The organism is Nocardia sp. NBC_00508, from assembly GCF_036346875.1.
Classification (GTDB): Bacteria; Actinomycetota; Actinomycetes; order Mycobacteriales; family Mycobacteriaceae; genus Nocardia.
On the sequence record NZ_CP107852.1, the window covers coordinates 2,818,776 to 2,835,836 of the forward strand.

Annotated in this window: 16 protein-coding genes; 8 read left to right on the forward strand and 8 right to left on the reverse strand. The window is 68.7% G+C overall.

Annotated features, from left to right (window positions below):
• Nucleotides 1-12: 12 nt before the first annotated feature.
• From menE to OHA40_RS12385, 3 genes are all read right to left on the reverse strand, one after another.
• Complete coding sequence (menE, locus tag OHA40_RS12375) at nucleotides 13-1,164, reverse strand: o-succinylbenzoate--CoA ligase (RefSeq protein WP_330233189.1); 1,152 nt, start codon at nucleotides 1,162-1,164, stop codon at nucleotides 13-15.
• 436 nt (nucleotides 1,165-1,600) lie between these two features.
• A complete protein-coding gene (locus tag OHA40_RS12380; protein WP_330233190.1) occupies nucleotides 1,601-1,993 on the reverse strand; it encodes a VOC family protein in 393 nt (130 codons plus the stop codon).
• A gap of 1 nt (nucleotide 1,994) precedes the next feature.
• Nucleotides 1,995-2,888 (reverse strand): 1,4-dihydroxy-2-naphthoyl-CoA synthase, encoded by an 894-nt coding sequence (locus OHA40_RS12385; protein WP_330233191.1) that lies wholly within the window; start codon nucleotides 2,886-2,888, stop codon nucleotides 1,995-1,997.
• A gap of 645 nt (nucleotides 2,889-3,533) precedes the next feature.
• On the opposite strand from OHA40_RS12385, the gene OHA40_RS12390 reads away from it, so the two are divergent.
• The 3 genes from OHA40_RS12390 to menD all read left to right on the forward strand — a co-directional run bounded on the left by OHA40_RS12390 (nucleotide 3,534) and on the right by menD (nucleotide 6,936).
• Nucleotides 3,534-4,190 (forward strand): PaaI family thioesterase, encoded by a 657-nt coding sequence (locus tag OHA40_RS12390; protein ID WP_330233192.1) that lies wholly within the window; start codon nucleotides 3,534-3,536, stop codon nucleotides 4,188-4,190.
• Nucleotides 4,191-4,264: 74 nt separating this feature from the next.
• The gene (locus OHA40_RS12395; RefSeq protein ID WP_330233193.1) at nucleotides 4,265-4,711 is read left to right on the forward strand and encodes a DUF6918 family protein; all 447 of its coding nucleotides are present in this window, start codon (nucleotides 4,265-4,267) and stop codon (nucleotides 4,709-4,711) included.
• A 581-nt stretch (nucleotides 4,712-5,292) separates the two neighbouring features.
• Nucleotides 5,293-6,936 (forward strand): 2-succinyl-5-enolpyruvyl-6-hydroxy-3-cyclohexene-1-carboxylic-acid synthase, encoded by a 1,644-nt coding sequence (gene menD / locus OHA40_RS12400; RefSeq protein WP_330233194.1) that lies wholly within the window; start codon nucleotides 5,293-5,295, stop codon nucleotides 6,934-6,936.
• 16 nt (nucleotides 6,937-6,952) lie between these two features.
• On the opposite strand, the gene OHA40_RS12405 is transcribed toward menD, so the two are convergent.
• The 3 genes from OHA40_RS12405 to OHA40_RS12415 all read right to left on the reverse strand — a co-directional run bounded on the left by OHA40_RS12405 (nucleotide 6,953) and on the right by OHA40_RS12415 (nucleotide 8,187).
• Complete coding sequence (locus OHA40_RS12405; RefSeq protein WP_330233195.1) at nucleotides 6,953-7,168, reverse strand: hypothetical protein; 216 nt, start codon at nucleotides 7,166-7,168, stop codon at nucleotides 6,953-6,955.
• 136 nt (nucleotides 7,169-7,304) lie between these two features.
• Nucleotides 7,305-7,547: a hypothetical protein gene (locus OHA40_RS12410; RefSeq protein ID WP_330233196.1), complete on the reverse strand. Its 243-nt coding sequence runs from the start codon at nucleotides 7,545-7,547 to the stop codon at nucleotides 7,305-7,307.
• 109 nt (nucleotides 7,548-7,656) lie between these two features.
• Nucleotides 7,657-8,187: an SgcJ/EcaC family oxidoreductase gene (locus OHA40_RS12415; RefSeq protein WP_330233197.1), complete on the reverse strand. Its 531-nt coding sequence runs from the start codon at nucleotides 8,185-8,187 to the stop codon at nucleotides 7,657-7,659.
• Nucleotides 8,188-8,232: 45 nt separating this feature from the next.
• On the opposite strand from OHA40_RS12415, the gene OHA40_RS12420 reads away from it, so the two are divergent.
• Both OHA40_RS12420 and OHA40_RS12425 read left to right on the forward strand, forming a co-directional pair.
• The gene (locus OHA40_RS12420; protein WP_330233198.1) at nucleotides 8,233-8,691 is read left to right on the forward strand and encodes a MarR family winged helix-turn-helix transcriptional regulator; all 459 of its coding nucleotides are present in this window, start codon (nucleotides 8,233-8,235) and stop codon (nucleotides 8,689-8,691) included.
• 115 nt (nucleotides 8,692-8,806) lie between these two features.
• Nucleotides 8,807-9,385, forward strand: a complete 579-nt coding sequence (locus OHA40_RS12425; RefSeq protein WP_330233199.1) for a TIGR03086 family metal-binding protein — start codon at nucleotides 8,807-8,809, stop codon at nucleotides 9,383-9,385.
• Nucleotides 9,386-9,448: 63 nt separating this feature from the next.
• Here the strand turns inward: OHA40_RS12425 and OHA40_RS12430 are convergent, their stop codons facing one another.
• Nucleotides 9,449-10,093, reverse strand: coding sequence for a TetR/AcrR family transcriptional regulator (locus OHA40_RS12430; RefSeq protein WP_330233200.1), 645 nt, complete (start codon nucleotides 10,091-10,093; stop codon nucleotides 9,449-9,451).
• A 155-nt stretch (nucleotides 10,094-10,248) separates the two neighbouring features.
• On the opposite strand from OHA40_RS12430, the gene OHA40_RS12435 reads away from it, so the two are divergent.
• The 3 genes from OHA40_RS12435 to OHA40_RS12445 all read left to right on the forward strand — a co-directional run bounded on the left by OHA40_RS12435 (nucleotide 10,249) and on the right by OHA40_RS12445 (nucleotide 13,359).
• Nucleotides 10,249-11,283, forward strand: a complete 1,035-nt coding sequence (locus OHA40_RS12435; RefSeq protein ID WP_330234143.1) for an aldo/keto reductase — start codon at nucleotides 10,249-10,251, stop codon at nucleotides 11,281-11,283.
• 121 nt (nucleotides 11,284-11,404) lie between these two features.
• On the forward strand, nucleotides 11,405-12,397 hold the full coding sequence (locus tag OHA40_RS12440; protein ID WP_330233201.1) for an ATP-binding cassette domain-containing protein: 993 nt from the start codon (nucleotides 11,405-11,407) through the stop codon (nucleotides 12,395-12,397).
• Between the two features lie 134 nt (nucleotides 12,398-12,531).
• Nucleotides 12,532-13,359, forward strand: a complete 828-nt coding sequence (locus OHA40_RS12445) for an ABC transporter permease (RefSeq protein ID WP_330233202.1) — start codon at nucleotides 12,532-12,534, stop codon at nucleotides 13,357-13,359.
• Nucleotides 13,360-13,643: 284 nt separating this feature from the next.
• Here OHA40_RS12445 and OHA40_RS12450 read toward each other — a convergent pair whose 3' ends face one another.
• Nucleotides 13,644-17,027 (reverse strand): AfsR/SARP family transcriptional regulator, encoded by a 3,384-nt coding sequence (locus tag OHA40_RS12450; RefSeq protein ID WP_330233203.1) that lies wholly within the window; start codon nucleotides 17,025-17,027, stop codon nucleotides 13,644-13,646.
• Nucleotides 17,028-17,061: the final 34 nt, after the last annotated feature.

Below are 17,061 nucleotides of genomic sequence, written 5' to 3' on the forward strand. Positions count from 1 at the left end.
CATGGGTCGAGGCTAGTCGGCCATCAGGTATTCGCGGAGTTTGGCACGGTCGGGCTTGCCCGGGCCGCGCAGCGGGATCTCCTCGAGCACGGCCAGTTCGCGCGGGGCCGCAATGGCGTCCAGTTCATCGATCACGTATTCGCGCAGTTCGGCCAGGGTCGGGGTCGCGCCGGCGGTGGGCACCACCGCGACGGCGACGCGCTGTCCGAGCCGTTCGTCCGGCAGGCCGACCACCACCACCTCGCTGATCGCGGGATGGGTGCTCAGCACCGCCTCGACCACCTGCGGGATCACCAGCAGGCCGCCGGTCGTGATCGCCTCGTCGAGCCGCCCGGTGATGGTGAGCCTGCCGTTGTCGAACGTGCCCGCATCCTCGGTGCGGAACCAGCCCGGTTCGGCGAAGGCCGGATGGTCGGGCTGATTGCGGTAGCCGGAGGCGATCATCGCGCCGCCGATCACCACCCGGCCGTCCTCGATCCGCACCTTCGTACCGTCCAGCGGTACGCCGTCGTACACGCAACCGCCGCAGGTTTCGCTCATGCCGTAGGTGCGCACCACGTTGATGCCCGTCGCTCGTGCGCGCTCGTACACCGGAAGCGGGGTCGCCGCGCCGCCGATGAGCACACCGTCGAGCTCGGCCAGCGCCACGGCGGCTACCGGCGCGTCGAGCGCCTTGATCAACTGGGTCGGGACCAAGGCCGTGTACCGGCGCTCGCCGCGCATGCCCGAGATGGCGCCCGCGAGCGCTTCGGGCAGAAACCCGCCGGACACGTCCAGCACCGTCGGTTCGGTGCCCGCCAGGATGCCGCGCAGCAGCACTTGGATGCCGGCGATGTGATGGGTGGGCAGGGCCAGCAACCAAGTGCCCGGCCCGCCGAGCCGATCGTGTGTCGCGGTGCCGCTGGCGCGCAGGGCCGCCGCGCTCAGCATCGCGCCTTTCGGCACGCCGGTGGTGCCGGAGGTGGTCACGACCAAGGCGACTTCGTCACCAATCGGTTCGCCCGGCGATAGCGCATCGCTCAGGCGCCTCGCCTCGCGCCGGTCACTGGTCGGAATCGGCAGCCATGCGGCCCCATTGCCTTCCAGCGCCTGCCGAAGGTGCGGCATGACGTCGCCGAGACCCGATCCGGAGGGCATCGGCAAGGTTCGCAGTGTCTTACTCATGCCGTGTCCATTCCGGCATGAGCGGAGCCCTCCGTGGTCACGCTCCGCTGCCTCCTCCGGGCCTGACCGCTCATGACCGCGCCTCGCTGCGCTCGCTCATGACCGCGCCTCGCCGTTCGCCCGGCTCGGTCGTGCCCAGAGCCGCTGTGCCCATGGCTCGCTCGCTGCGCTCCCTCACGGTAGGGATCGTGTCATGCCCGCGTCGCCGCACGCGGAACGGGTCGGTTTGCCGGGGTGGCGCGGGAGCGGAGCGGCCACCCGGACGGATCTGGGCTCGGGTACGACTGGCATCGGGACTGCGATTCACTCGTCGGACGGGACGCGGACACGGCCACCCGGACGTCGGCGGTCGGTGGCCGTCTGAGCGTTATCGTCCTCGCCGGTTGCCGCGTTGGCAACTCGGCATGGCCCGCCGAACTACCGAATGGAACCGATGTCAGGTCGGTGACCAGCGGGAATCCCGCCTGATCGGATGCGAAGGCGGGACCTCGACGAAGACGATCGGCACGCCGTCGGGATCGCGCACCCACATCTCGACCAGGCCCCATGGCTCCTCGACGGGGGCCCGGTCGATCGCGATGCCTTTGAGCGCCAGCTCCGCGGCGGCAACCGACAGATCGCGGACTTGGAGCCAGATGGCTCCCTCGAACGACGAAGAGTTGCCCGAGCCGCCGTGCGCTGCCACCTCGATCAGCGACTGTCCCGCGAAGAAAACCGTGCCGCCGGGGTACTCCCGCGCGATGCCCAGCCCCAGCCCGTCGCGGTAGAACGCGAGCGTGGCCGCGTAGTCCGCCGGACGCAGGATAATTCTGCTGCTGAGGATGTCCATGTCAGAAGTGCCAGGGGTAAGGGGCCCAGTCCGGTTTGCGCTTCTCCAGGAACGCGTCGCGGCCTTCGACGGCTTCATCGGTCATGTAGGCCATCCTCGTCGCCTCGCCCGCGAAAAGTTGCTGGCCGACCAGCCCGTCATCCAGCAAATTGAACGCGTATTTCAGCATGCGCTGCGCCTGCGGGGATTTGCCGTTGATATCGGCGGTCCACTCCAGAGCCACGTCTTCCAGTTCGGCGTGGTCGACGACCTTGTTCACCGCGCCCATCTGATGCATCTCCTCGGCGGTGTATGGGCGGCCGAGGAAGAAGATCTCGCGGGCGAACTTCTGGCCGACCATCTTGGCCAGGTACGCGCTGCCGTAACCGCCGTCGAAGCTGCCCACGTCGGCGTCGGTCTGCTTGAAGCGGGCATGCTCACGGCTGGCCAGGGTGAGGTCGCAGACCACGTGCAGGCTGTGGCCGCCGCCCGCGGCCCAGCCGTTCACCAGCGCGATCACCACCTTCGGCATGAAACGGATCAGCCGCTGCACCTCGAGAATGTGCAGCCGGCCCGCGCGGGCCTGGTCGACGGTGTCCGAGGTGTCTCCGCTGGCGTACTGGTAGCCGCTGCGTCCGCGGATGCGCTGGTCGCCGCCGGAACAGAAGGCCCAGCCGCCGTCCTTGGGGCTCGGACCGTTCCCGGTGATCAGCACCGCGCCGACGTCCGGAGTCATCCTGGCGTGGTCGAGTGCCCGATAGAGTTCGTCGACCGTATGCGGGCGGAACGCATTGCGCACCTCAGGCCGGTCGAATGCGACCCGCACCGTGCCCTGCTCGATATGCCGGTGGTAGGTGATGTCGGTCAGGTTCTCGAATCCCGGAACGGGGCGCCACAGCTTCGGATTGAACGTCACCCCTGTGATTATTGCTGTGTCGGCTTTTGCATTGCCGAGGGGCGCTGCGTATCCGCGGCGTATTCCGCTCGGGCGCGCTGGGTACGGCGGGCATTGCCTGGTCGCGGGTGCTGGGTGCACCCGACTGCGGGCATCGCCAGGGATATCCCTGCTAGAGGCTTCGAGTGATGCCCGCCTACCAATGGTTTCCTCTGGCGGTGCTGGGCACGTCGTGTGCCGTACCCGGCTTACCTCCCGCAGTTGGTCGGAACCCGTCGGCTTCCAGCGGGGTCAACCGGCTGTGGTTGCGTTCAGAAATCCCAGCGAAGGGGCTTCCGTGGAATCGACGGTAGTCAAATGGCGGCGCTTTCCCTGCCCTGAAGCCGCCCTTTGACTCCGCTCGATGCTCCAGCTCTGCAACGCAACCACAGCCGGTTGACTGGGCTGGGACTGTGGATGCGCACTCGACTGCGGGAGGTAAGCCGGGTACGGCACCCAGCGCGCCCAGCACTGCTCCGGTACACGCACCGAGGGTGTACTCAACTACGGGGTATCGCCAGAGATGTCTCTGCTGGAGGCTGGGAGTAGTGCCTGACCTACCACCGCATTCCGCGCATCGGCCCGACCTCGATTTGACGGTGTAAAACTGCGCGTTACCGTGCAGGTATGAGTGAGCGAGTGAAACCTGTTATCGACCGGAGCGCGGTGGACGGATCCCGGTACGAGAGCCACGGCGGATTCCCGAAGGTCACCGCAGCCCGGGTCGGACCGAACTTCGGCGCGTTCGTCGAGGACATGCGGACCCTGCAGGATCTCGCCGTCTCGGTGGACGCACCGGACGATGTCTTCGGGGCAGCGCAGGCCAAAGCTCGTGAGCTGATCGATCTGCTCGAGCCCTACCGTGCGCCGGAGTCGCAGGGCCCTGCGGGCCGCGCCGTCAAACTACCTGGACGCGGCAGCCTTTTGCTGTTGCCGTGGCAGGTGGTCGAGGCAGGACCGGACGGCATCGAGATGACCGGCGTGTTCCGCCGCTTCCACCTCGGCGGTAATGGGGCAGCGCACGGCGGCGTGCTTCCGCTGCTGTTCGACGACTTGCTCGGCATGATCGTGCACTACGCCGGAAGGCCCATCAGCCGCACCGCGTTCCTGCACGTGAACTATCGCAAAATCACCCCGCTGGACACGCCGCTGACGGTTCGCGGGCGGGTGGACCGTATCGAAGGACGCAAAACTTTCATCACCGCCGAATTGCTCGATGAGCAGGGCGATCTGCTCGCCGACTGCGAGGGGCTGATGGTTCAGTTGCTGCCCTGGCAGCCGTAGCCGGGTGAACGCTGGCGCGGGTGCGTATAGTTGCCCTCGCTCGTTCATCGATATCGATCCGGAGGAACCTGAAAGTGGTTGCAGCACTGTCTGAATCCCTGCTCGGCGACGCGAAGCGCCCGGCTTTCCTTGCCGATGCCGTCGAGGTTCTGGACGCCGAGGTCTCGGACAAGGGTGGTGCGTCCGGCCTGGCCGTGAAGGGTGGTTACGCGGCGGTCAAGAAGATCAGCCCGTCCATCGTGCCCGATGCGCTGGAGTCGTTGGCGCCCAAACTCGTCGCGCAGCTGGAGCCGTTCTGGCAGGAGTACGCCGCGTCGGGCTCCGGCAAGTTCGCCGATCTGCTCGTCGCCAAGTCCGACGAGGTCGCCGAGGCGTTGCTCGCCGTCACCGACGCCCGCGCCGATGCGTCCACCCGGCCTGCTCTGAAGAAGGTCTACTCCTCGATGCGCTCGTCGGCGAAGAAGAACGTCGTCGAGGCGCTGCCGCGGGTCGGCGACCTGATCCAGAAGCACGCCAACTGATCTGCGAGGTCGCACATCGGGGCGCCCCGGCTTCTCGGCCCTCGATGTGCGACATGGCCGGTTCCGCACCAAAGCGACTGAAATCTTCGGAACCCGAAGCCGCGGCGTGATTCTCCGAGCGCAGTCCGAGTCGCCGACGCATATGCGGCTCGAAGACGTGCGCTCGTGCCGCAGTGTCCGCCCAAGCCATCGCTGACTCGGCCGCGCTTCGCTCGGAAGCAAGGGTCGGCCCCATCTGGGTGCGTGTGCGCACCGCGGATGTTCACGGGCTTGGAGACACCGCGGCATCGTGGTCTCTGACGATTCGCGCCGCGTCCGAGAATCCCCTCCCCCGACGCAAACAGCAACGCCGATCTGGGTGCGGTGAGCGGCACCGCCGATTCGCTCAGGGAGCGCCATACGTTGCGGCCCCCGGCGGGAGCGTAACGGCGCTCATGAGCCCTCGCGGTGGGATCGATCGGGGATTCATGCCCGCTGATGACCATGCACTACACACCGGCGCCGGTCTGTGTCCGACGACACAGTGTGATCGAAAGCCTCCCCACGGCAATTGTCGAGGAATCATCTGCCAGGCTGGAGGCGTGAACCCGTCTACAGCACAAGCGCAGGTCGTCGTCGACGAACTCGTGCGCGGGGGCGTGCGGGATGTCGTCCTGTGCCCCGGCTCCCGGAACGCTCCGCTGGCCTTCGCCCTGCAGGCCGCCGACGCGGCCGGGCGGTTACGGCTACACATGCGGATCGACGAGCGGACGGCAGGCTTCCTCGCCGTCGGCCTCGCCGTCGCGAGCAGGCTTCCGGTCCCGGTCGTGATGACCTCCGGCACCGCGGTGGCCAACCTCGGGCCCGCCGTGCTGGAGGCCAACTACGCCAGAGTCCCGCTGGTGGTGCTCAGCGCCAACCGGCCCTACGAGCTGCTCGGCTCCGGCGCGAACCAGACCATCGAGCAGTTCGGCCTGTTCGGCAGCCAAGTCCGCGCCGCCATCTCGCTCGGCCTGGCCGAGGAGGAGGCGGGCGACGCAGGCCATCAGCCCTACGGTCATCAGAACAGCCAGTGGCGCTCGGCGGTCTGCCGGGTGCTCGCGGCGGCGCGCGGCACCCGCTCCGGCAACGCGGGCCCGGTGCACTTCGACGTCCCGCTGCGCGAGCCGCTCGTCCCCGACCCGGTGCCGAACGAGTCGGCTCCAGCGGGCCGCGTGGGCGAGTGCGCCTGGACCGAGACCCAGTACGCGACCCTGGACGTGCCGCTCGATCTCGATCTTTCCCCCGACACCGTGGTGATCTCCGGACACGGCGCCGGACTCCGGCCGGAACTGGCGGCGCTGCCGACCGTCGCCGAGCCCACCGCACCCATGCACGGCCCCGCGCTGCATCCCTTGGCGCTGCCGCTGCTGCGGCCCCGGCAAGCGATCATCACCGGTCGTCCCACCCTGCACCGTCAGGTGTCGAAAGTGCTCGCCGACCCGGACGTCTGCGTGTACGCGCTCACCACTGGTCCGCGCTGGCCCGACGTGTCCGGCAACGTGGTCGGCACCGGAACGCGCGCGGTCACCACAGGCACACCGCGCGAAGAGTGGCTGCGGCATTGCCACGAACTGAACGCGAAAGCCGACCAAGTAGTGCGCGCCGAACTCGCGCGGCACCCGAAGCCGACCGGACTGCACGTCGCCGCCGTCGTGCTGGACGCACTGCGCGACGGCGACCAACTGCTGCTCGGCGCGTCGAACCCCGTTCGGGACGCCGCGCTGGTCTCGCACCCACGGCCGGGGATCAAGGTGCTGTCGAATCGAGGCGTTGCCGGTATCGACGGCACGGTGTCCACGGCGGTGGGCGCCGCGCTACACCACCCGGGCCGCACGATCGCGCTGATCGGCGACCTCACGTTCCTGCACGACGCTTCGGGTCTGCTCATCGGGCCCGGCGAACCGCGGCCCGCCGATCTGACCATCGTGGTGGCCAACGACGACGGCGGCGGCATCTTCGAGTTGCTCGAGCAGGGTGATCCGCAGTACGCGGGCGTGTTCGAGCGGGTCTTCGGCACGCCGCACGGGATGGATCTGGCCGCGCTGTGCGCCGCGTACCGCATCCCGCACCGCCAAGTCGATCCGCAGCAGCTGGCGGTCGAGCTGACCGGGCACGCACACGGCACGAGGGTGCTGGAGGTCGCCACCGAACGGTCGAGCCTGCGGGAACTGCACGCGACGGTGCGGGCGAAGATCCAGCCCTGACCCGGCCCTGCGCTGGTCAGTAGCCGACTTCGTCCTCGAGCTCGTCGTCGAGCGGTACCGGAATGGACTGTTCGACCACGTCCGCCGGATTGGCGTCCCAGACGTCGCGCTCGACCCGCTCGACGTTTTCCTCTGGTGCGTCGTCGGGTAACACCGGCTCCTCCGGATACGCCGGGATGGACTGCTCCGCGAGATCGGCCTCGGGGACCGCATCCGCAAGGGGATCTGTCATCGTGCGCTCCTCTCCGCGTAGGCCTCTTGATCGGCATACCCGTCGTGGCACGCCGCAATCAGGGCGGACGAACAACTGGCGACAGCATCGAGGATGCCCGTGGCAGTGCTTCGGCGCAACCATCTCGCGGGGTGGGTTATCCCGCCTCGTCCGGACGCGGGGCCGCTGTATTCGCGGGATGCTCCACCAGTGCGAGCGTTCGCCCGGCCATGAACCGCGCGGTGCGCACCGCCGTGCCGGATCGCGTCACCTCACTGACTTCGACCACGCCGCGCGCGATCCGCACCTCGACGCGTCGCCCTGCCCGGGTAGCCGCGATCTCGTAACTGCGAGACCCGTCGCCGACATCGACGACGATCTCCACCCGATCACCCTTCATCCTCCAATTCTCCGCTTTTCCAGCACTTTTCGCCGCTACGGCTGGATAACGGCGGCGCACCGCCCGCGGTCGCGAGCGACGGTCGGGAAAACGCGGTTTCGCGCGGCGGCTACCGGCCGGACCGGCGCCGGCCGAGCCCGATCGTGCGCGCAATGCGGCTCATGAGCTGAGACATCCTGGCCGGAAAGGAATCCGGCTCGGGGACCGTGACCGGGCGGACTCGGCCGTTGTGGATCGCGCTGACCCGCCAGGCGACGGGCGTGCGCGCCAGCACCAGTGTCTGGCGCGAGAGCCGCCGCTCGGGCAGTCGCGAGCGCCACGGCATCAGTACCGACGCGGTGCCATGCAGGACCGCCACGTCCGGGGTGATGAAGCGGACCGACTCCACCTCGCCGACGAGTGCCGAGCCCGCCAGCACGCCACGAAAGAGCTTGTCGTGATTGCGCTGATGCTCGGCGCGGCCGGTCGCGCGGGTGCCGTCGTAGGACACATAGTCGGAGTCTTCGGTGAACAGCGCGGCGTAGGCGGCGGCGTCGTTATCGGTCCAGGCCTGCATGAGGTCCTGGAACAGCGCCCGGATCTGGGCGTCGTCGGTGGCGGTGCGGTCGGCGGTCTCGTTCATCACTGGTGTCCTGTCCATGCTATCGTTTCGTTGAACGAAATATACGATAACAGAAAGTTTCGAATGTCGAAAGATGAACTGGTGGTCGAGATCGGCATGCAGCTGCGGCTGCTCCAGCAGAGCTTCGACCTCTTCGACGAGGCGGTCGCCGCGCATCTCGGCGTGAACCGCACCGACCTGCGGTGTTTGGATGTCGTGCTCGCCCGCGGCCCGCTGCCCGCCGGCGAGCTGAGCGCCGCGTTGAAACTCAGCCCAGCGGCCACGACCACGGTCATCGATCGCTTGGAACGTGCGGGATTCGTCGCGCGCAGCCAGGATCCGGCCAATCGGCGCCGGGTGCTGGTGACTGCCACCGACGCTGCGGGTGAGGTGGCACAGCGGATCTTCGAACCGGTCGGCCACGCGGGTGCGCAGGCTCTCGGTCGCTACGACACCGACCAACTCACGCTGATCCTCGACTTCCTGCGCACCGCGCTCGCCGTCCATGGTGAGCAGACCGATCGCATCGTGTCGAAAGGCTGATCGGGGCGTGCGGATTCGCGGCGTCAGCCAAGGTGCTCGTTCCCTCGGTACCGATGAATTCCACCTTGCTCGTACGTCTCACTAGATGGAGATGTTCCCTCGCTCAGGAGATTCGATGACCCCGGAATTCGACTTCGAACCGGCCGCTACCGCGCTCGAGACGGTGGTCGTCCGCATTGCCGACGACCAGCTCACCTTGCCGACGCCTTGTGCCGACACCACCGTGCGTGACCTCCTCGTGCACGTCGTCGACCTGACCGAAGCATTCCGTCAGGCCGCCACCAAAGAATCGGTGGGCGGTTCCGTCGCGCCGAACACGAGCACGGACCGGCCGCTCGTTCCGGACTGGCGCAGCAGGATTCCCGCGCAGTCGAGGGCACTCGTCTCCGCGTGGCGCGAAGCCGCCGCGTGGGACGGTGCCACCGAAGCGGGCGGCGTCACGATGCCCGCCTCCGTCATGGCCATGGTCGCGCTGGACGAATTGGTCATCCACTGCTGGGACCTCGCCAAGGCGACCGGTCAGGAACCGCGCCATGCCCCCGCCGACCTCGCGGTGCTCGTCGAATTCCTGGCGGATACGCCACCCGAAGGAACACCGGGGCTGTTCGGCCCGGTGGTACCGATCCCTGCCGAGGCGCCTGCGCTGCACCGGGTTCTGGGTCTCACCGGGCGTGACCCGGTTTGGACCCCTTAGCCTGCGGTCGAGGCTGGGGTCGTGGTGATCGGGATGGCCCACATTGCCGCACAACCGCCGAAGTCAGGTCAGGGCGGTCTGCTGCCCGCCTTTCGTCGGCGTAACGAACATCCCGGCCCGCGCCGCGCTGCTGGCGGCCACCGCGGTTGTCCGGATTGCGTTGTCGTCGATGGGGTCGCCGCTGGCGAGCAGTCTGTAATAGAGCGGACCGGAAACCGCGGACAGGACGGCACGGGGGTCGGTGCCAGGGGGAGCTTCGCCGCGCTGTATCGCGGCCGCGACGCAGGGGGCCCATTCGGTGAGTCGGATGTCGTAGAAGCGGCGCAGCGCGGTGGCGGCGGTCTCGTCGCAGGTGGCGGCGGCGATGACGGCCTGGAACAGCCGCCCTTGGCGCGGGTCGGTCAACGCCGAGGCGACCAGGCGGGCGTTGGCGGTGAGATCGCCGAGCAGCGAACCGGTATCAGCATGCGGCAGCGACTGTTCGGCCATGTCGGCCAGCAGATCTGTGACCAGCCCGGCGGGAGTGCGCCAGCGGCGGTAGACGGTGGTCTTGCCGACCTCGGCGCGCGCCGCGACCTCGGCGAGATCCAGGTGGGCGAAGCCACGTACCGCGAGCAGGTCCCCCGCGACGCGCAGCACGGCCTCACGCACCCGCGCGGTCCGTCCACCAGGGCGAACCGAGCCGGGCGTGGCCTCTTCATGCTCCATAACGGGACTCCAGTTTCATTTACCCGTCAGCAGGTGTACTGTTCGAGTTGTTAACGGAACTATAGACCCTTTTGGGGAGGGCCATCCCGGCCACCCCGGACGGTTGAACACGCATTAGGAGCGGTCCGGTGAACCTGCAGACGGTAGACACACAGATGGAGTACCGGCGGCTCGGCGCGTCAGGCCTGCTCGTCCCGGCCCTGAGCTTCGGCGCGGGCACCTTCGGCGGACGGGGCGAGTTGTTCAGCGCATGGGGCGACACCGACGCCGACCAGGCACGACGGCTGGTCGACATCAGCCTGGACGCGGGTGTCACGATGTTCGACACAGCCGACGTCTACTCCGACGGCGCCTCCGAAGAGGTACTGGGCGCCGCCGTCAAGGGCAGGCGAGATCAGGTGTTGCTGTCCACCAAGGCGACATTGCCGACCGGCCCGGGCCCGCGAGACGCCGGTTCCGGACGAGCCAGGTTGATCGGCGCGGTCGAAGCGTCGCTACGCAGACTGGGCACCGACTACATCGATCTGTTCCAGTTGCATGCCTTCGACGCGGGCACGCCGGTGGAGGAAGTCGTCGCCGCACTGGACGACCTGGTGCGCGCCGGCAAGATCCGCTATGTCGGCGCCTCGAACTTCGCGGGCTGGCAGCTGATGAAATCCCTTGCCGCAGCCGATCGCAACGGCCTGACCAGGTATGTCGCGCACCAGGTCTACTACTCGCTGGTCGGGCGCGACTACGAGTGGGAGCTCATGCCGCTCGGGCGCGACCAGGGCGTGGGCGCGGTCGTCTGGAGCCCGCTGGGCTGGGGCAGGCTCACCGGCAAGATCCGTCGTGGCCGGCCGCTGCCGGAGGGCAGCCGTCTGCACCGGACCGCAGCGGCCGGTCCACCGGTGGATGACGAGAAGCTCTACGACGTGGTCGACGTCCTCGACGAGCTGGCCGCCGAAACCGGTAAGACCATCCCGCAGATCGCCCTGAACTGGCTGCTACGCCGTCCGACTGTCGCGACCGTCATCGTCGGCGCCCGCAACGAGGACCAATTGCGCCAGAACCTCGGCGCCATCGGCTGGGAACTCGACGCCGATCAAATCGCCCGCCTGGACAAAGCCAGCGCCACCACCCCGCCCTACCCCTACTACCCGTACTACCGTCTGCCGGACTTCACCCGCCTGAACCCACCCGCGGTGTGAGCGAACACACTGTCATCCCCCGATCGGCGAGGCCGGTCTCGCCGATCACGAGGACGCGATCCATCGCACACGACAGCGCCGTGCAAGGGCCGTGCAAGGAGCGACCGGCACAGTCGTCGGCATGACTTCTTTCGCACCATATTCAGCGCTCGCCGTGGAGGCAGACGGCCTGGTCAAGGTGTTCGGGGAACAGCGCGCCGTCGACGGTGTGAGCCTGGCGGTGCCGCGGGGCTCGGTGTACGGCGTGCTCGGGCCGAACGGCGCCGGCAAGACGACGACCATCCGGATGCTGGCGACCCTGTTGCGGCCGGATGGCGGCAGCGCCCGGATCTTCGGCCACGACGTGGTCGCGGAGCCGACGGCGGTCCGCTCGCTGCTCGGCGTCACCGGACAGTACGCCTCGGTCGACGAGGACTTGACCGCCACCGAGAACCTGGTCGTCTTCTCCCGCCTGCTCGGCCTGAGCCGGATCGACGCCCGGCGCAAGGCGGTCGAGCTGCTGGAAGAATTCGACCTCGTCGAGGCGGCGGACAAACCGCTGCGGAACTTCTCCGGCGGCATGCGGCGCAGACTCGATCTGGCGGCCAGCCTGATCGCGACGCCGCCGCTGCTGTTCCTGGACGAACCGACCACCGGCCTCGATCCGCGCACTCGCGCCCAGATGTGGGAGACCATCCGCCGCCTGGTCCGTGCGGGAGCGACGGTGCTGCTCACCACGCAGTATCTGGACGAGGCCGATCAGCTGGCCGACCGGATCGCGGTGATCGACCACGGCAAGGTGATCGCCGACGGCACGGCCGACGAACTCAAGGCCTCGGTGGGCGGCTCCTCCCTGCACTTGACCCTGGTCGATCGGGGCCAGGTGGACGAGGCGCGCCGCATCATCGGCGATTTCCTCGGTACCGAAACGCAGATCACCCCGGAGGCGGGACGCCTCACCGCGCCGTTGCCCGACGCCGGTGTCACCGCGGATCTGCTGATCCGCCTGCGCGAGTGGGAGATCGGGGTCGACGAGATCACCGTGAGCAAGCCGAGCCTGGACGAGGTCTTCCTCACCATCACCGGCCACCCGGCCGACGACAGCACCGACGAGTCCGAGAGGAGCGCGGCATGAGCGGTCAGGCCCGGCGCAGCGTAACCACGCAGGACCCCGCGCATGCCGACGATAGACACAGCATGAGCGTCTGGCCCGCAGGCGGCAGCCTGCGAGACCACGGAGGGCCTGCGCATGCCGACGAAGGACACAGGATGACCACGATCACCGCGACCGAGACCGCGGCGCCGACACCGATTCTCGAAGTGAGCAACCGGATTCCGATCGGGCAGGCGGTGGCGAACTCGTTCACCATGGCCTACCGCGGCCTGCTGAAGATCAAGCACAAGCCCGAGCAGCTGTTCGACGTCACGATTCAGCCGATCCTGTTCACCGCATTGTTCGCCTACATCTTCGGTGGCGCCATCGGCGGCAGTGTGCGGGACTACCTGCCGACCCTGATCCCCGGCATCCTGGTGCAGACGGTGGTGCTCACGTCGGTCGTCACCGGCACCCAGTTGCGCGAGGACATGGACAAGGGCGTTTTCGACCGCTTCAAATCCCTTCCGATCGCCCGCATCTCGGCCCTGGCCGGGGCGCTGATCGCGGACATGGTTCGCTACGTCATCGCGACCGTGCTGACCGTCGTCGTCGGTCTGTGCATCGGCTATCGGCCGGAGGGCGGGGTGGTCGGCGTCGTCGCGGCGGGTCTGGTCATCGTGGCGTGCTCGTTCGCGATCAGCTGGATCTGGGCGCTGGTCGGGGTCACCGGCAAGAGCGCGGCAGGCGTGCAGGGTATCTCGATGATGATCATGTTCCCGCTGACCTTCATGTCCGGCGCCTTCGCGCTGGTGAGCACCATGCCGGGGTGGATGCAGGGGCTCAACCACGCGAACCCCGTGTACTACATGGTGAACGCGTGCCGTGGGCTGATGAACGGCGGCGGGTTCGGCGGCGACCTGGCTTGGTCGCTGATCGGCTCACTGGTCGTGATCTCGATCTTCGCCCCGCTCACCGTCAAGGCGTACATGCGACGGGCATGAAGTGCGCGAACATCGGCACACCGGGGGACCGCGGTCGCCCGTGTGCCGTCGTGCCGTCGAGGACTACTCGGAGGTCGACGTGGCGGCCGAAAGCAGCGAGGGGTTCGGCACACGGGGTACGCCAGACACTCGGCGTTCGGTCGTGTGGGTGAGGCTCTTTCGAGGGTCCAGGTAGCCGCCGAAAGCACCGAACCGATCAGCGCGTAGCACGTCGTTCATTGGTCTTGCCTGCGCTCTGCAAGAGGCTCTCGCCACAGGTTCCGGCGTCGCGAAAGACACCGCGGTCAGCGAGCGTCGTTCAGCTCCTGGATCATCCGCATGATCCGGTTGGCAGAGTCTCTGCGGCGCAGGTGGCCGACCCGGTCGCGCTCCTGGCCGACCCGCTCGGCGCCGAGGGTCGCGACCGCGGCGTCCCGGTGCCGGTCCCAGCGCATTGTGGGAAAGTCCTGGCGGCAGAACACATTCGGAGCCAGGGCGAGCAGCTCGATACCACGCGGGACGTCAAGGCCGACAGCGATGAGATACGAGCCGATGGCGCAGGCGACGGCACCGATCTGCGGCAGGTCCTGGTACTGCGTCATCATCGGCACCATGAGCTCGGCCAGCTCGGCGGCCAGGGCCGCGCCGGTATCGGCCGCACCGTAGAGCACCTTCGCGTCGAGCGCCGCCGCAGCGAGCATCAGTGCGCCGGGCCCCGGCCCGAGCGCCTGGTCCGGCCAGCCGAACAGTTCCAGTGCGCGCTGGTAGCGAGCGAAACCCTCCGCTATGTCGCCCGCCGCGAACGCCACCTCGGCTGAACTCTGCATGACGGTGGACAGCAGGCGGTTCCGCCCGCCGGTCGCGCCATCCAGGTCCGGGGTGCCGAACGCGAGCTCGAGTTCCCGCTCGGCCTGCGCCAGCTCGCCGATGCCGACCAGCGAAGCCACCAGCAGGCTGCGGATCTCCACGGTGTCCTCGTAAGCGCCGAGCCGCTGCAGCAGCTCGAGCGAACGGCGGTAGTAGGTCACCGATTCCGCGTACTGCGCGATCTGGCCGCAGACCTGGCCGAGGTGCCTGCACACCATGGCCACGCTCCAGACGTTGTTGTGCCCGAAGGCATCCAGCGCCCTGATCGCGTCGACGGTCGAGCCGCGCACGTCGCCGAGATTCTCCCGGATGTTGGCGCGCAACAGCAGCGCGGCGGCCATGGTCTCCGGATCGCCCGACCACACCGCGTCGGCGATCAGCCTGCCGAGTCCGCGTCCGTCGGCCCTGGTGAGCACGACACGGCCGGTGAAGCTATTGGTCTCGGTGAGATCGGCGCCCGCACGGAACAAACGACGCACTTTCAGGCGCAGCCGGGCGAGTTCGCGGGCGCTCCCGCCAATGTAGGTGAGATGCAAGAACATCATCTCGTAGGTGGTGAGCACCAGGTCGGCGCGCGGAGCGTCCGGACCGAAGTCGGGCGCATCCAATTCGACTACCCGCTCCGCCCAATTGACCACCTCCATGTGCGAGCCGCGGATCACCCACAACATGGCGACGACGGGGAAGACCGTGTACGCCGTCGCCGCGTGCCGCCGTTCGAGCGCGCAGCGCAGCGCCGCGAGCAGGTTGTCCAGCTCCGCCGCCACCGAGAGCGCGAGGTGAACCTGATCGCCGGTCATATACCGGCGCGCGACGTCGTCGGCATAGTCCTCGGCCCACCGCATCATTCGGGTGTCGACCGCTTCCGGCTCGCCCGCGACACCGGTCGATCGCTCTTCGCCGAATTCTCGAACGGTCTCCAGCATCCGGTACCGGATGCCGATCACCTCGTCGTCCAACACGGTGAGCAGCGACTGGTTGACCAGGCCGTCGACAGCAGCGGCGACATCCTCCAGGTCAGCTCCACTCGCCACCGCCTCGGCGGCCGACAGCGTGAAACCGGCGGGAAATCGGCACAATCGGCGCAGCGCCACCTGCTGTTCGTCGTCGAGCAGGTTCCAGCTCCAGTCGATCACCGCGTGCAGCGTGCGGTGCCGCTCGGGCGAGCTGCGGTCGCCGTGGCGCAGCAGCGCGAACCGGTCGGCCAGCCGTTCGTTGATCTCCTCGACGCTCATCACCCGCACCCGAGCGGCGGCCAGCTCGATGGCCAACGGCAGCCCGTCGAGGGTGTGGCAGAGCTGGGCTACGACGTCCGGGTCGAGCCGGACGGCGGGCCGCACCGCCCTGGCTCGCGCGGCGAACAGCTCGGTCGCGGGCGAGCCCGCCGCGTCGATGGTCAAGGGCGGCAATGGGTACACGGTCTCCGCGGTGATCGTCAGCGGTGATCGGCTCGTGGTGAGCACGGTCAGCCGGTTCGCGACGCCGATCAGGTCGGCGACCACCACTGCGACGGCGTCGATCAGGTGCTCGCAGTTGTCCAGGATGAGCAGCATCGAACGGGCCGACACCGCGTCCTGCAGCCGTCTGCGCGCGTCGATGGTCTGTCCGGAACGCAGTGCCGCCGTGTCGAAGGTGACATCGCTGAGCCCGAGCACCGCGGCGATCGCCGCCTCGACCTCGACCCTGGCGTCGGCGCTGTCGGCGCGCACCGAAGCCAGCTCGACCAGCACAACCGGCCGCGCGCCTGCTACGCGGGTACCGAGCTCGTTGGCAATCCTGGTCTTTCCCGCACCGCCTGGGCCGAGCACGGTCACCACCCGGGAATCGCGCAGCAGGTCGGCGAGCGCGGCGAGATCGGCCGCACGGCCGAGCAGCGCATTGGGCGCGGCACGCAACCCGATGGCGGCGGGCAGCGGTTCCGCGGCGATTCCAGCCGCAACCGCCGGTACGGTAGGTAGTTCTGCGCCGATACCTGCCGCAGCTGTCGGCTCGGGTGCGAAACCATTCCTGGAGCCGCCGACCGCCGCAGACACACCCGTGTAGCTCGGCTGCGCCGCGGCGCGGCCTGCCTGCTCCCCCCGCAGGATCGCGGTGTGCACTGCGACAAGTGCCGGTCCCGGGTCCGTGCCGAGTCGCCCGACCAGCCGGGAACGGAAGGCCGCGAAGGATTCCAGCGCCTCGTTGGCTCGCCCTGCCGCGGCGAGCAGGCGCATCAGGGTCTGCTGCGCGGGCTCGTCCAATGGGTCGGCGGCGGCTCGGCGGCGGGCCAGACGCAGTGCGCCGTCGATGTCACCGCCGTCCTGGCGCGCGGTCAGCTCGAGATCGTCGAGTTCGGTGAGCAGGCGCCCGGCCGTGGCGCGCAGGTCGTCGGCCAGGTCACCGGAGGGCAGGTCGGCTCCGGGTTCGCCGCGCCACAGCGCCCGCGCCTGCCCGATCGCCGCGAGGCACCCGGCTGGATCGTCCTCCGTGTGGCACCGGCGAGCCGCTCGCACCCATTCTCCAGCCAAGGTCACATCGACTTGCTCGGCACCGACCGTCAGCCGGTAGCCCGCGGGGCCGATCTCCAGCGCGCCCTCCGGCAGCGCCGCTCGCAGCCGAGAGACCTGGGTGTGCAGCGCGTTCATCGGCGACCGCGGCGGCTGTTCGCCCCAGACGTCATCGATCAAGGTTTGCGCGCTGCGGCTGCGCCCCGGCCGCATGGCCAGCGCCGCCAGCAGGAGCCGGGAGCGCGCACCGGGCAGCGGCGTCAGCACACCGGCACGGCGCAGCGCCACCTCGCCCAGCAAGGCCACCACGACCGATTCGCCTGCGGGCGTCGTCACTGCTCGATTGTGGCCGTGTGGGCCGTTGTGCTCC